The sequence below is a fragment of the Rhodococcus sp. NPDC003383 genome (assembly GCF_053589115.1).
This window is the reverse complement of sequence record NZ_JBSFRG010000034.1, coordinates 1-14,299: the sequence shown is the minus strand read 5'-3', so window position 1 is coordinate 14,299 and position 14,299 is coordinate 1. Positions and strand designations below refer to the sequence as shown.

The window sequence follows — 14,299 nt, the reverse complement described above, 5'->3', positions numbered from 1 at the left end:
TCCGATCGTAGGCTGATACGCATGCAGGCAGAGAACCCGGGACAAGGACGGCTCGTGCTGGCGGCCACGCCGATGGGTGACATCGGCGACGCCTCGAGCCGGCTCCGCGAAGCCCTCGCGACGGCCGACGTCGTCGCCGCCGAGGACACCCGCCGCACCCGGTCGCTCGCTGCGGCCCTCGGGGTGACCATCACCGGTCGCGTCGTCAGCTTCTACGACCAGGTGGAAGTCACGCGCGCCCCGGCGCTGATCGCGGACATCGAGTCGGGACTGACCGTGCTGCTGGTCACCGACGCGGGCATGCCGTCGGTCAGCGACCCCGGGTACCGGCTGGTGTCCGCGTGCGTCGCCGCGGATCTGCCCGTCACGTGCCTGCCCGGCCCGTCCGCGGTGACCACGGCGCTCGCACTGTCGGGGCTGCCCGTCGAACGGTTCTGCTTCGACGGTTTCCCGCCGCGCAAGTCCGGTCCGCGCCGCGCCTGGCTGCAGACGCTCGTGACGGAACCGCGCGCGGTGGTGTTCTTCGAAGCGCCGCACCGGCTGGCGGCGTGCCTGGCCGACGCGGTCGCGGTGCTGGGCGGCGACCGCCGCGCCGCGGTGTGCCGGGAGCTGACCAAGACCTACGAGGAGGTGCGGCGCGGCACGCTCGCCGAGCTCGCGGACTGGGCCGTCGACGGTGCCCGCGGCGAGATCACCGTGGTGCTCGAAGGGGCATCGCAGCAGGTCGCCGACCCCGCCGATCTCGTCGAGGAGGTCGAACGCCTCGTGGCGAGCGGGATGCGCCTGAAGGACGCGTGCGGGCAGGCCGCGACCGCCGGTGTCTCGAAGCGCGAGCTGTACGACGCGGTACTCGCCTCACGGCAGGAATGAACCCGTCCGTAGACTCGTCGCAGTGAGTGCTCCACCCGAACCCCTGTCGACCGACGAACCGCATCTTTCGCGGCAGCTGTCCAACCGGCACATCCAGCTCATCGCGATCGGTGGTGCCATCGGAACCGGACTGTTCATGGGGTCGGGCAAGACGATCTCCCTGGCCGGTCCGTCGGTGATCTTCGTGTACATGATCATCGGGTTCATGCTGTTCTTCGTCATGCGGGCGATGGGCGAGCTGTTGCTGTCGAACCTGCACTACAAGTCGTTCGCGGACTTCGCGGCCGACCTGCTGGGGCCGTGGGCCGGGTTCTTCACGGGCTGGACGTACTGGTTCTGCTGGATCGTCACCGGCATCGCCGACATCGTCGCGATCTCCGGTTACGTGCGTTATTGGTGGTCGGACGTGCCGCTGTGGATTCCCGCCCTGGCGGCGATCCTGGCGTTGCTGCTGCTGAACCTGCCGACCGTGCGAGCCTTCGGCGAGACCGAGTTCTGGTTCGCCCTCATCAAGATCGTCGCGATCGTCAGTCTCATCGTGGTCGGCCTGGTCATGATCATCGACGGCTTCACGGCCCCCAACGGTGCGACCGCCGGTTTCGACAACTTGTGGAACGACGGCGGGTTCTTCCCGACCGGCCCGATGGGGTTCGTCGCCGGTTTCCAGATCGCGGTGTTCGCGTTCGTCGGGATCGAGCTGGTCGGTACCACCGCCGCCGAGGCCAAGGACCCGGAGAAGAACCTCCCGAAGGCGATCAACTCGATCCCGATCCGCGTGCTGTTGTTCTATGTCGCCGCGCTGGTCGTCATCATGGCGGTGACGCCGTGGCGGGAGATCGAGGCCGGTCGCAGCCCGTTCGTGGCGATGTTCACCCTCGCCGGCCTCGGTATCGCCGCGTCGGTCATCAACTTCGTCGTGCTCACGTCGGCGGCGTCGTCCGCGAACTCGGGCATCTACTCGACGTCGCGGATGGTGTACGGGCTCGCGCAGGAGGGTGACGCGCCGGCGGCGCTGGGCAGACTCAACCGGCGCCGGGTCCCGGCGAACGCGCTGATGTTCTCGTGCATGTTCCTGCTGTCCGCGATCGTGCTGCTGTTCGCCGGTGACTCGGTCATCGAGGCGTTCACCCTCGTCACGACGATCTCGGCGCTGCTGTTCATGTTCGTGTGGTCGATCATCCTGGCGAGCTACCTGCGGTACCGGAAGCGCCGTCCGGACCTGCACGCGGCGTCGACGTTCAAGATGCCCGGCGGTGTGCCGATGGTGTGGGTCGTCTACGCCTTCTTCGCGTTCATCGTCTGGGCGCTCACCCAGGAGACGGACACCCGCGAGGCGCTGATGGTGACCCCGATCTGGTTCGTGGTGCTGGCGGTCGCGTGGGCGCTGATCCGTCGTCGTCCGGAGCATCGGGCCCGGTACGCCGCGTTCCGCAAGGACCTGGAGGACGAGGCCGCGGCCGAACACGCGGCGCGCGACTGAGCGGCGCCGGCGCATCGCCGAGCGGGGCCGCGTACCCCTTTCGCTCGGGCGCAGTGAGGTGTGGAATTGAATTACCACACAACGGACTCCGGAGGCGTCTATGGGTGATCTGCTTCCTTCGCGATCCTCCTGATCGCTGAGCAATCTTCCCCGTCCAACGACCGATACGGCGCACAAGGCCGCGGTCCTGTGCGCCGGCCAGGGAGATGAGAACGATGTCGACATCTGCACACGATGCGATGCGCACCCACCCGGACATTCTCGAAATGCGCGCGCGCTACGACATGGCGGCCGAACAGCCCCCGGCGCAGGTGGCCGACGGACTGCTGATGATCGCCGGTCTCTACGCGGCGTGCTCCGCCTGGATCGTCGGCTTCAGCGGCGAGATGAACCTGACGATGAGCAACCTGTTCACCGGCCTCGCCGTCGCCCTGCTGGCAGTCGCATTCGGCTCGGCGCTCGCCCGCACCCACGGGATGACGTTCGTGGCACCGTTGCTCGGGGTCTGGCTGATCGTCTCCCCGTGGGTGGTCGCCGGCGTGACCACCACCACCGGGATGATCTGGTCCAACGTCGTCTGCGGCATCGTGATCTGCCTGCTGGGTCTCGCGACCGCCGCGATGGGAACCGATCTCATGGGGCGCTCGCGTCGCATGACACCGACGCGCTGACCCGGATGCCCGGGTCTGTGTAAGGAGCCGAACCGGCTCCGAGACCCTCGTGTGCACCCCGCCCGGCAACGGGCGGGGTGGCGCAGCCCTGTGCGCCTAGGCGAGCGCGAGTATCAGCACCACCGACGCAGCGACCGTACCTGCTACGACGAACGACGGGGGCACCCAGCCGGAAATCCGGTCGACGATTCTGATCATGGTCACCCTCAGGACCCGATCCACCGCTTCCCCACGCCGACAGGAACTACCCCTCGAACTTCAATTCCCACCGGCGTGGGGCCACGCTGGTAGCGAGACCGTTCTCGCTTCGGTGACCACTCTTCCGCCGAAATGCGACCCGACCAACTACCGGACCCTGCGGAACGGATATCATCCCAGGTCACAGTGGGTGAGGAAATTTTCCGCAGCGGAGTTTTCCTGGAATCCCAGGGGAATCTCCGACGAACCGGAAGGTGCGGAAGCGGATGGCAGAGGACGACGGCCGCGACGAACCCGACCCTCGGCAGTTCTTCGCGGACCAGTTGCGCATGCTCTTCGCCGCCGCGGGCCGGCCGCCCCTGAAGAAGGTAGAAACGGAATCCGCGGCCCTCGCCCGGGCCATGGGCAGCGACCGCACGGTGTCCGTGCAGCGGCTCAGCGACTGGCGTTCCGGGAAGCGTCTGCCCGCCAGCTTCGAGACCGTGCGTCCCGTGCTCGTCGCACTCGTCCGGGCGGCCCGCGCCCTGAACCCCGAACCGCCCACCCCCGGCCTCTACTCGCTGAAGCAGTGGCAGAACTGGTGGGACTGTGCCCGCGGAACGTCGTCGGGACCGGGCCGGACGGCCGAAACACCCGAGCCTGCACCGGTGCCCCAGGCCGGAGTGCGCCCGTACCGGGGACTGTCCGCGTACCGGGAGAAGGATGCGTGGCTGTTCTTCGGCCGCGCCGAGAGCGTGCGCACACTCGCCGACATCACCGTCGCGGCGCACGGGCACGGACCGGTGATCGTGACCGGGGCATCCGGCGTCGGCAAGTCGTCGCTCGTGCAGGCGGGGCTGATCCCGGAACTGTGCGGGGACGGTGACCAGCGCCCCGTCGTGCTCACCCCGGGGCGACACCCGCTCGGCCGTCTCGCCGAGGCGATCCCCGAACTCGCCGACCCCGCCGCGCAGCGTGCCGACGCCGTCGCCGTCCAGCGGGCGATCCGGGCGGCGGCCACCCGCATGGGGTGTTCGTCGCTGCTGATCGTCGTCGACCAGATCGAGGAACTGTTCACCCAGTGCGACGACCGCGACGAACGCTCCCAGTTTCTCGGGGTCCTCGAACGGGCCTCGACCACCGTCGAGCACGAGGACGCCCCGGCTACCGTCGTGGCGACGATGCGCTCGGACTTCTACGAGCAGGCGGTGTCCTATCCGGTTCTGGCCCGCGCGCTCGAACGCCGCACCAAGACGGTGCGACCGCTGCGCCGCGAGAACCTCGAGGAGGTGATCACCGAACCGGCCAAGCTCGTCGGGGTCAAACTCGAATCCGGCCTGGCCGATCTCATCCTCAACGACCTCGGAGTGCTCACCGGGGGTGAGCTCAGCGGCACGGAACTGCCGTTGCTGTCGCACCTGCTCGACACCATGTGGGATCGCCGCCGGGGCGGGAACCTCACCGTCGCCGGCTACCGCGCGACCGGAGGGGTGCGCGGTTCGATCGCCGCGAGCGCCGAGCGCGCATGGGAGGAGCTCGACGATCGAGGCAGGCAGCTGGCCCGGGAGATGCTGGTGCACCTGGTGTACGTCACCAACACCGGCACCGACGTGAAGATCGCCCGGCCGCTCGCCCAGCTGCTCGCTCTCGGCGACCGCGCCACCGCGAGCCGCGTCCTCGACCATTTCGTGTCCGCCCGCGTGGTCGTCGTCGATGCGGGACATGCCGAGCTGATCCACGACGCCGTGATCGAGGCGTGGCCGCGCCTGAAGTCCTGGATTCAGGAGGACCGCTCGTCGGCGGCACTGCGTCAGCAGCTCGAGGCGGACGCCGCGAACTGGGTGGAGACCGGCCGCAACAAGAGCATGCTCTACCAGCGCGGACGCATGGATCTGGTCCGTGAGCAGGACGCGCGGCTGACCCGCGTCGGCAACGGCCGAGGGGAAGTGGGCTCGGCCCTGAGCCCCACCGCCGTCGATTTCCTCGCCGCCTCCCGGCGGGAGATCGAACGGGCCGCGCGGTGGCGGCGGATGGTTCTCGCCGGTCTCGCGATCTCGACGATCGTCTCGTTCGTCACGGGCACGCTGGCGTGGACGGCGAAGAACCGGGCCGAAGAGGAACGCAGCGCCGCCGAGTTCCAGCAGATCATCGCGCTCGCCGACGCCATGCGCGACGACGATCCGACGACATCGGCGGACCTGTCGCTGGTCGCGGCCCATCTGCAGCCCGACAGCGATGTCGCTTATTCCCGACTCGTCGCCACCCAGGGGACCCCGCTCGCGCGGACCCTGGACGGGCACACCGGACCCGTGTACGGGGTGGCGGTCTCACCGGACGGAGCCACCCTCGCCTCGGCCAGCGACGACGGTTCCGTCCGGTTGTGGGACCTGTCCGACCGCGCCGACCCGAAACCGATCGGGGAGCCGCTGACCGCGCTGCCCGACTACATGGCGTCGGTGTCGTTCAGTCCCGACGGCCGGCGCCTCGCCGCCGGTGGTGGCGACGGCAGCGTGTGGATCTGGGATGTCACCGACCGCGCCCGTCCGGTCCTGCTGCTCGAACACCACGGGCCCGAGGGCCTCGCCGTGCACAACGTGCGGTACTCGCCGACCGGCCGGCTGCTGGCGGTACCGTACGACGACGGCACCGTCGCGCTCATCGACACGACCACCCCGGATTTCCCGGTGACCGTGCTGAACGCCCACGACGGCGCCGTGCGCACCGCGGTCTTCCGGACCGACGGCTCGGTCCTCGCGACCACCAGCGACGACCGCAGCGTGCGGCTGTGGGACGTCAGCGACCCGACCGACCCCACTCCGATCGGAGCGCCGCTCACCGGGTTCGGCGACGTCGCGCACTCGGCGGACTTCGACCCCACCGGCACGAGACTTGTCGTGAGCAGCGACGACGGCATGCTCCACCTGTTCGACACCACCGTCGTCGCGGCGCCGCGACTGCTGGGCGCCCCGACCCGCGCGCACACCGGGGGCGTGTGGAGGGTGACGTTCCTGCCCGACGGGCGCACGGTCGCGTCCGCGTCGTGGGACGGCACCGCGAAGTTGTGGTCCGTCGACCCGGTCGCCGGGATCGTCGACGAACTGAAACCGGGACTGACCGGCAACGGCGGCGGATTGCCCGTGTTGACCGTGACACCCGACGGCCGGACCGTCGTCACCGGCGGGCAGGATTCCAAGATCCGGATGTGGACGTTGCCGCGCGAACGCGTCGGTGTCGCCGATGCCGCCCTGACCCTGCCGTCCGTCGACCGGTCCGGCAGGCTCGCCGCGACCGGGGGCTACGACTCGGTGGTGAACCTGTGGCGCATCGACGACGGCGGCCGCTGGAGCCAGGCCACGGCGATCGACCTGCCGCGTCCGCTCGGCGGCGCGAACGTCGTCGCATTGTCACCGGCCGGGACGATCCTGGCGACCGCTCCCACCTCCGGGGGCAGTGTCCGCCTGTGGGACGTGGCCGACCCGGAACGTCCGCGGCCGCTCGGTGAACCCGTCCGGCTCGGCACCCGGTTCACCTCGGAGCTGGCGTTCACCCCGGACGGCAGGACGTTGGTGACCGGCGCGGACGACCAGTCGGTGACCCTGTGGAATGTGACCGATCCGGTGCGTCCGGTGCCGCGCGGCGCTCCGTTGACCGGTCCGACGAACCTCGTGCGGAGCGCCGCGGTGAGCTCGGACGGCCGCAGCCTCGTCGTCGCGAGCGCGGACGGAGAGATCTACGCGTGGGACATCACGGACCCGGACCGGCCGGTCGCGGTGCCGGTGACCGGTGGGCACACGGCCGGTGTCAACGGCGTGGCGTTCGGTGCGGACGGTTCGGTGCTGGCGACCGGCGGCGACGACCACACGGTGATCATCTGGGACCGCGGCGACGACGGCGGTTTCACCGCGCGGAGCACACCGCTGCGGGGACACACCGGGACCGTCTATTCGGTGTCGGTGGCACCCGGCGGTGGCGTGGTGGCCAGCGGCAGCGACGACGGCACCGTCCGGTTGTGGGACGTGGCGGCTCCGCGGGCGATGCACGCGATGGGCGGTCCGATCACCGACACCGGCGTCGGCCGCTGGCAGGTGCGGTTCCTGCCGGACGGCACGGTCGCCGCGGCGGGTGGCGACGGCGTGATCCGGACGTGGGGTCTCGACGCGGACGAGATCACCGAGCGCATCTGTTCGTCGACCGCCGGAGAGATCAGCGCGGTGTTCCTGCAGTTCGAGCTGCCCGGGGGACTGGACGTGTGCGGGGACTGAGCTGCAGGATGCTCGCGGCCTTGTCGAGGCATTCCTGCCATTCGGCGTCCGGATCGGAATCGATGGTGATGCCGCCGCCGACGCCGAGCGCGCACTCGTTCCCGGCGAATTCGACGGTGCGGATGGCGACGTTCAGTTCGAGCCCGGCGACGGGACTCGCCATGCCGACGGTGCCGCAGTACACGCCGCGCGGCAGCTCTTCCCAGTCCTGCAGCAGGTCTCGCGCCCGGAGCTTGGGGCATCCGGTGACCGACGCGGGCGGGAACGCGGCGTCGAGCAGCGCGTCGGCGGTGACGTCCGGCCCGAGAGTCGCAGCGACGGTCGACACCAGATGCCACACGCCGGGTGCCGGATGCACGCCGAGCAGGTCGGTGACGGTGACGGTGCCGGTCTCGGCGACCCGGCCGAGGTCGTTGCGCACCAGATCGACGATCATCACGTTCTCGGCGACGTCCTTGACGGAGGCTCGCAGATCGGCGGGGTCGCGGTGCAACGGGAGCGTGCCCTTGATGGGGGAGGACTCGACGCGGTCGCCGTGGCAGGCCAGGAACAGTTCGGGTGACAGGGACGCCACCGCGCCCCACGGTCCTTGCAGGTAGGCGGCCCGATTCGGGCGGGTGGTCTCGACGGCGTCGGCGAAGAACGCGAGCGGGTTCCCTGACCAGGTGCCGGTGAAGCGGGTGCACACGCACGCCTGGTACACCTCCCCGGCCCGGATCGCGTCGAGGCACTGTTCGACGCCGTGCCGGTGCGTCGCCCGGTCCGGTGGGGTCCAGTCGATCCGCCAGTCCGGCACCGTAGGATCCGGATCGTGCACGGCGGCGGCCAGATCCGGTGGGCACGGCTCGTCCGTCAGCGTTTCGTACCACCAGCAGCCGGAGTCGTCGAGCCGCAGCACGACGTCGGTCCACCCGCCCGCCGCGACCGGCAGTGCCGGGGTCGTCGGGACCCGGTCCGGATACGCGAGATAACCGATCCATCCGCCCCCGATCAGCGGCCCGTCTTCCCGGGCGATCCGACCGGTCGTCCGATCCGCCCGGGTGAAGGTGCCCCGGACCGGGGCGGGGGAGGTGGCGAGACTGGGCGCGATCACGGCGGCGGCGCCGAACCACAAGCCGGTCAGCGCAGCGGGCGGGGCGATTCCGAGGTCGCGGGCGCGGACGCCGAGCGCTCGGAGCACTCGTGCGGGGCTGCCTCCGTCGCCCAGTCGCTCCATCCGCATGGTCCCAGCTTTCCACGGGTACGCACCGCTGCCGAAACCGCGGGACTCGGTAGGGTCGTGATCCGTGTCTGCTGAATCGGGGGTGGCCGACCTTGTGACCGGGGCCGGCAAGGTGCTGCGGGCCTACGGCCGCAACGCACTTGCCGACCGTGCCGAACGCAAGCTGTCGGGCGAAGGGCGTACGCGATCGGTCGTCGTGGTCGGCGAGATCAAACGGGGAAAGAGCATGCTGGTCAACGCGTTGATCGGCCGCGACGGCATCACGGTGGACGACGTGGAGAACGCCACCGCCGTGTCCATCCGGTTCGTGCCGGCCGACGCCGAGAACCCGGAGGGCACAGCGGAACTGGTGTTCCCGGACGGCAACCGGCGGATCCCGCACGCCGAGCTCGCCGACTGGACGACCACGGGCGGGCGGTACGTCACCGATCCGGCGGTCGAGGCGCTGCCGGTCGCCGCGGTGGTGCCCGTCGCATCGCGGCGGCTCGAGACCGCCACCATCGTCGACACTCCCGGCGTCGGCGGCCTCGACCCCCGGCATGCGGGACTGGCCCGCCAGTCCGCCGATCAGGCCGCCGTGCTCGTGATGGTGTGCGACGCCTCGACCACCATCACCGAACCGGAGATGCAGTTCCTGCGCGAGAGCGCCGCCGGCGTCGAGAACGTCGTGGTCGCCGTCACCAAGACGGACAAGGCCACCACCCGCTGGGCGGATATCGTCGCCGAGAACCGGCGCTCGATCGCGAAGCACGTCGGCCGCGACATCCCGGTCGTGCCCGTCTCGAGCGTCCGCGCGCTCGCCGCGCAGGACGCCGGGCTCCCCGACGCACTGCGCGACCGGGCGGTGACGTTCTCCGGGATTCCCGCGCTGTGGTCGGCCATCGAGAAGAGCCTCACCGCCGCGGAACAGTCACCGGCAACCGACGCCCTGCGCATCTGCCTCGAAGGACTGCGGGAGGTCGAACGCGCCATCGAGGACGAACTCGCCGTCGTCAGGGCGGGGGAGGCCGCGATCCCGGATCTGAGCGCCGAACTCGAACGGCTCCGCAACCTCAAGGACGAGGCGCAGCACTGGGAGCAGCATCTGCAGCGCGACCTCACGCTGGCCCGGCAGCAGGCCGCGACCCGGCTCGACGAACACCTCACCCGGGTCCGCGAGGACTGGACCACCCGCATCAACAAGTCGTCGATGGAGGTGCTGCGCAAGTCGCCGCAGGTGTTCACCGCCCGCATCCAGACCGACCTGCTCGAGGCGATGGCCATGACCGCAGAAGGGTTCCTCACCGACCTCGAGCGGATCACCACCGAACTGTTCGACAGCACCGAGGAGTGGGAACGCATCCGCGAGATCGCGGTCGCGTCGATGCGCACCGACCCCCTCGTCACCAACGAGGTCACCTCGAAACGCCAGGGTCTGCTCGATCCGAGCGTCCTGTCGATGGGCATGATCGGCACCACCATGCTCGGTGCGGTGATCGGCGTCGGCGCGGTCGCCGGTGTGGTGTGGGTGGCCGTCAACCTCGGATTCCGGGCGATGCGGGCCGGCAAGACGAACCTGCTCACCTGGCTGCGGGAGACGATCGCGACCGCCCGGACCGCCACGACCCGCATGCTCGATGCGACGCTCGCCACGACCCGCCCCGAGATCGTGCTCGGCCGTCGCCGCAACCTCCAGGAGCGGATCACCGTGCTGCAGAAGCAGATCGAGGAGGCGAAGCGGTCCGCGCAGGCCGACGCCGCCGCGCGCGAGGCGAATGTCACCCGGTTGGAGAAGAACCTGCGCATCACGCGCGGGAAGATCACGCCCATCGAGGCTGCGCTCGGTGCCCCGTCGACCACGGCGGTCCCGGCATGAACGCGCCGGTCACCGACGCCACCGACCCGATCCACCACCGCATCGACGCCGCGCTGCACCGGCTCGCGTCGTTCGGCGGTGATCTCGTCGGGCACGCCGACCGGATCGGCGCGATCCTGTGGTCGCCGCCGCGCATCGTCGTCGTGGGCCGGCTCAAGGCCGGCAAGTCCACGCTGGTCAACGCGCTGATCGGGGCGCCGGTCGCCGAGACCGCGGCGCTCGAGGCCACCAGCGTCGTCACCGTGTACGAGAACGGTGCGCCCTCCCGCGCGGAGGTCGTGAAGCTCGACGGATCCCGCCGGCCGGTGCGGCTGACCTTCGGCGCGACCGCCGACCTCGGCGTGCCCGAGACCGAGGTCGCCTACGTGCACCGGCACCTGCCGTCGCAGGCGCTGACGCGGATCACGCTCGTCGACACCCCGGGCCTGGCGACGCTGACCGTCGCGAACGCCGCGGCGACCGAACGCGCCCTCATCGACGGGTTCGAACAGACCCGCTCGGCGTCCGTCGACGCCGACGCCGCGGTGTTCCTGTTCGATTCGATGCCCCGCGCCGACGAGATCTCGTTCCTGCAGCGACTCGGGTTCACCCCGTTGAACACGCTCGGGGTGCTGTCCCGCGCCGACGGCTTCGGGCGTGGCGTGCTCGGCCACCGCGACCCGATCGGGCATGCCGTCGAGCACGCCGGGGTGCTGTCACGCCGGCTCGCGGACGTGGTCGGCGCGGTGGTTCCGGTGGCCGGCCTGCTCGCCCAGACCTCGCACACCGGTGCGTTCACCGAGAACGACGCCCGGGACCTGGCCGCCCTGGCGCCGTTCGCGCCGCTCGAGCTGTTCGATCTGCTCGACGTCGGCGACGGTGCGCTTCCCGTTCCCCGGGACCGCGTGTTCCGGCTCATCGACATGGTCGGGGAGTACGGGCTCGTGCACGGCCGCGGTCCGGCGCGCGGCGGCGCCCATCAGGTCAACCAGTGGCTGACCGCGGCCTCCGGCATCGATCCGCTGCGCGCGGTGCTCGACCGGTCCCTGCGGCGTTTCGCGGTCCTGCACCGTGCCGGGCGGATCGTCGCCGAACTCGACGCGCTGGCGTACACCCATCCTGCCCGGGACGGTATCCGGCAGATCGTCTCCGAGCTGAAGTCCGATCCGGCGCTGGTCCAGGTGGGTCTGCTGCGGTCGTTGCGGTCCCTGCTGGAGACCGACCCGTCCGCGCCCGCGGTGACGGAGCTGACGCAGCTGCTGCGCGGCGCCACCGTCGCCGAGGCCCTCGGCGCCGATCCGTCGGCCCCGCCGGAGCAGCTGCGGACGATCGCGCAGGAACGCCTCGTGTCGGTGCAGACGCAGAGTCTGAGCACCCGATCGGCGGCCGAGGACGCGGCGCTGGTGTCGCTCACCCAGGCCTACACGTCGATCGTCCGGTCCTGGAACCGACGGTGTGAACGGGGACCCGGCCCTCAGGCGAGGTCCGGGTCGCCTGGGTAGCCCGGCTCGGGGTGGGCGTAGGGCTCGTCGAGGTCGCCGGTCGCGGCGTCGTCGAATGCGGTGTCCTCGGGGTCGAATGTCGATTCGTGGTGACCCTGCAGGTCCGGCACATCCTCGTCGGCGTCGAGGTCGACGTCGACCACCATCGGATCGATGTCGAGATCGTCCGGATCGTCGGCCGGGATCAGATCGGCGCCGGCGGGCGGGGTGTCCGGGTCGGTCGCGATCCGCACGGCACGAGCCCATGCGTCGTCGGGCAGCGGGGAGACGGTCGCCTGCGGATCGAGGCCGAGGAGGTCCCACAGCGACGGCTCCCGGTCGTTCGTCATCGTCACCACGTCCTCCGATTCCCGACTCGCCCCTGTGCAGGTGCACGCACACCGACGACGTTAGCGCGCGCGAGCCCGGGCAGCGTACACCTGCCGAACCCGGCGCTGCCGCGGGCGTCGCCGGAGTCGATGCGCCGGGCGAGTGCCGGGCAGCGGGCTCAGGGCTCGAGTGCGTCCACGTCGAGCATCGACGGTGCCAGCTTCTCGACGAGTTGCGCCCGTGCCCGGTTGATCCGGCTCTTGACGGTCTGGACCGGGATGCCCTGATGCTCCGCTATCTCCGCGTAGCTCATGTCGGCGTACTCGCGCAGCACCACGGCGACGCGGAACTGCTCGGGCAGCGCTGCCAGTGCCTGCCGGACCATGTCCGTATCGGCGATGCTGTCGGCGACGGATCGTCCCGTGTGCTCGCCGTTGTCGATTTCGTCCTCGGGGGTTTCGCGGCGTTTGCGCACGATCGCCAGCGACGCGTTGGTGGCGATGCGGTACAGCCAGGTTCCGAAACGGGCGGTGCCCCGGAACGAGGCGAGGTTCTGCCATGCCGCGGTCAGAGTGTCCTGCAGGGCGTCCTCGGCGTCGTGCCGGTGACCGGTGATCTGCAGGCACACCGCCCAGGTCTGGTCGCGTGACCGTGCGACGAGTTCGGCGAAGGCAGCCTGGTCCCCTGCCCGGCTCCGCTCGATCAATTCCGCTTCACTCATGACGGCCCCCTCCGTAACTTTCCGGGTGTAACTTACTGGACGGTTCGCGTCTTGTGCGGGGCCAGGTGCGCGGATCGCGCGAATCTCCCGCCCGATCGGCTCGAATTCTGTGAGTTGCGACACAGCTTCGGCTGTGTTTCCTGCGCTGACCTGGGATTTCGTTGCGTGGTCCACGCCGCAGGAAATTTTCGGTGAAACCGGCCGGAACTTTCCGCCCTGCCGGCTGCTCCTATCCCCGATACCCGACGAGCGAAAGGCAGCACCGACATGGCAAACCGCGGATCCTTCTCCGACAGCACCAGCTCGAGCAACGCGAACCGCCAGGACTCGCAGTCCACTGCCGGTACCAGCTCGGATTCCTCGTACGGCGACAATTCGTCGTACGACCACGACTCCTCCTACGGCTCGTCCTCGGCCGCTCAGGAAGGCTCGACCAGCTACGAGTCCTACGAGCGCTACGAGCGCTACGACTCGTCCGGCTCGTCCAGCTCGGACTCGTCCTACGGTTCCTCGGCGGCCTCCGGCGCGGATTCGTCGTACGGCCGCAACTCGTCCGCCTCCGATTCCTCCGACAGCGCGTCGTCGGCTTCCGCCTCGAGCAGCAACGCCGTCAGCACGGGCTCCACCTCGACCGATGCCCTCGGTGCCGGTCAGCCGGTCGTCCTCGACGAGATCGTCGACGAGGACGGCAGCACCGTGCAGGTTCTCGACACCGACGGAGACGGGGTCGGCGACGCGGAGGTCATCGACCTCGACGGCGACGGCACCGTCGACATGATCAGCGCCGACACCGACGGCGACGGCTACATCGACGCCGCCGCGATCGACGTCGACGGCGACGGCACCTTCGACGAGGCGGTCTTCGATCTCGACCGCGACGGCGGAATCGATGCGACCGTGGATCTCGGCACCGGTGCCGTCGACTACGACGGCGACGGCATCGCCGACGACTACATCGACACCAGCGCGTTCGATTCCGGTGCGTCCTCGGACGCGGACTACTCCGACCTGGCCTGACCGGCCTGATCGGGCTGTCGTTTCCGGCGCCGCCGGCACCTGCGGGCCCCGCGGGTGCCGGCGGCGCCGCGTCCCATAGGCTGCCGCCCGATTACGGCATCCGGCCCGAACCGGACATTCTCGAGGGGGAAAAGCACACGATGAGTTGGGTCCTGGCGGTCGACTTCGGCACCTCCAACACCTCCGCCGCACACCGCATCGGCCCGGACCGGGTCGAATCCCTGCCGCTGACCC

Annotated in this window: 10 protein-coding genes; 7 read left to right on the top strand and 3 right to left on the bottom strand. The window is 70.2% G+C overall.

All coding sequences use genetic code 11. The features are described from left to right. Nucleotides 1–21: 21 nt before the first annotated feature. The 4 genes from rsmI to ACWDTS_RS23675 all read left to right on the top strand — a co-directional run bounded on the left by rsmI (nucleotide 22) and on the right by ACWDTS_RS23675 (nucleotide 7,460). The gene (gene rsmI / locus ACWDTS_RS23690; protein ID WP_197250015.1) at nucleotides 22–870 is read left to right on the top strand and encodes a 16S rRNA (cytidine(1402)-2'-O)-methyltransferase; all 849 of its coding nucleotides are present in this window, start codon (nucleotides 22–24) and stop codon (nucleotides 868–870) included. Nucleotides 871–892: 22 nt separating this feature from the next. Beyond that, nucleotides 893–2,350: a D-serine/D-alanine/glycine transporter gene (cycA, locus tag ACWDTS_RS23685; RefSeq protein WP_197250016.1), complete on the top strand. Its 1,458-nt coding sequence runs from the start codon at nucleotides 893–895 to the stop codon at nucleotides 2,348–2,350. A gap of 215 nt (nucleotides 2,351–2,565) precedes the next feature. Then, nucleotides 2,566–3,021, top strand: coding sequence for an SPW repeat protein (locus tag ACWDTS_RS23680; RefSeq protein WP_197250017.1), 456 nt, complete (start codon nucleotides 2,566–2,568; stop codon nucleotides 3,019–3,021). 464 nt (nucleotides 3,022–3,485) lie between these two features. Further along, complete coding sequence (locus ACWDTS_RS23675) at nucleotides 3,486–7,460, top strand: nSTAND1 domain-containing NTPase (RefSeq protein WP_450119140.1); 3,975 nt, start codon at nucleotides 3,486–3,488, stop codon at nucleotides 7,458–7,460. Here ACWDTS_RS23675 and ACWDTS_RS23670 read toward each other — a convergent pair. Beyond that, nucleotides 7,402–8,682, bottom strand: coding sequence for an aminodeoxychorismate synthase component I (locus tag ACWDTS_RS23670; RefSeq protein WP_450119139.1), 1,281 nt, complete (start codon nucleotides 8,680–8,682; stop codon nucleotides 7,402–7,404). The two genes, ACWDTS_RS23675 and ACWDTS_RS23670, sit on opposite strands and share 59 nt — an antisense overlap. Nucleotides 8,683–8,746: 64 nt before the next feature. On the opposite strand from ACWDTS_RS23670, the gene ACWDTS_RS23665 reads away from it, so the two are divergent. Further along, nucleotides 8,747–10,537: a dynamin family protein gene (locus tag ACWDTS_RS23665; RefSeq protein WP_450110568.1), complete on the top strand. Its 1,791-nt coding sequence runs from the start codon at nucleotides 8,747–8,749 to the stop codon at nucleotides 10,535–10,537. Then, a complete protein-coding gene (locus ACWDTS_RS23660; protein WP_450119138.1) occupies nucleotides 10,534–12,018 on the top strand; it encodes a GTPase in 1,485 nt (494 codons plus the stop codon). Before ACWDTS_RS23665 ends, ACWDTS_RS23660 begins: the two co-directional genes overlap by 4 nt. On the opposite strand, the gene ACWDTS_RS23655 is transcribed toward ACWDTS_RS23660, so the two are convergent. Together ACWDTS_RS23655 and ACWDTS_RS23650 are read right to left on the bottom strand one after the other, a co-directional pair. Beyond that, a complete protein-coding gene (locus ACWDTS_RS23655) occupies nucleotides 11,991–12,347 on the bottom strand; it encodes a hypothetical protein (protein ID WP_197257011.1) in 357 nt (118 codons plus the stop codon). The genes ACWDTS_RS23660 and ACWDTS_RS23655 overlap by 28 nt on opposite strands. A 158-nt stretch (nucleotides 12,348–12,505) precedes the next feature. After that, complete coding sequence (locus ACWDTS_RS23650) at nucleotides 12,506–13,048, bottom strand: RNA polymerase sigma factor (protein ID WP_450119137.1); 543 nt, start codon at nucleotides 13,046–13,048, stop codon at nucleotides 12,506–12,508. Nucleotides 13,049–13,315: 267 nt separating this feature from the next. Between ACWDTS_RS23650 and ACWDTS_RS23645 the strand changes: the two genes are divergently transcribed. Next, nucleotides 13,316–14,065, top strand: coding sequence for a hypothetical protein (locus tag ACWDTS_RS23645; RefSeq protein WP_197257007.1), 750 nt, complete (start codon nucleotides 13,316–13,318; stop codon nucleotides 14,063–14,065). Nucleotides 14,066–14,299: the final 234 nt, after the last annotated feature.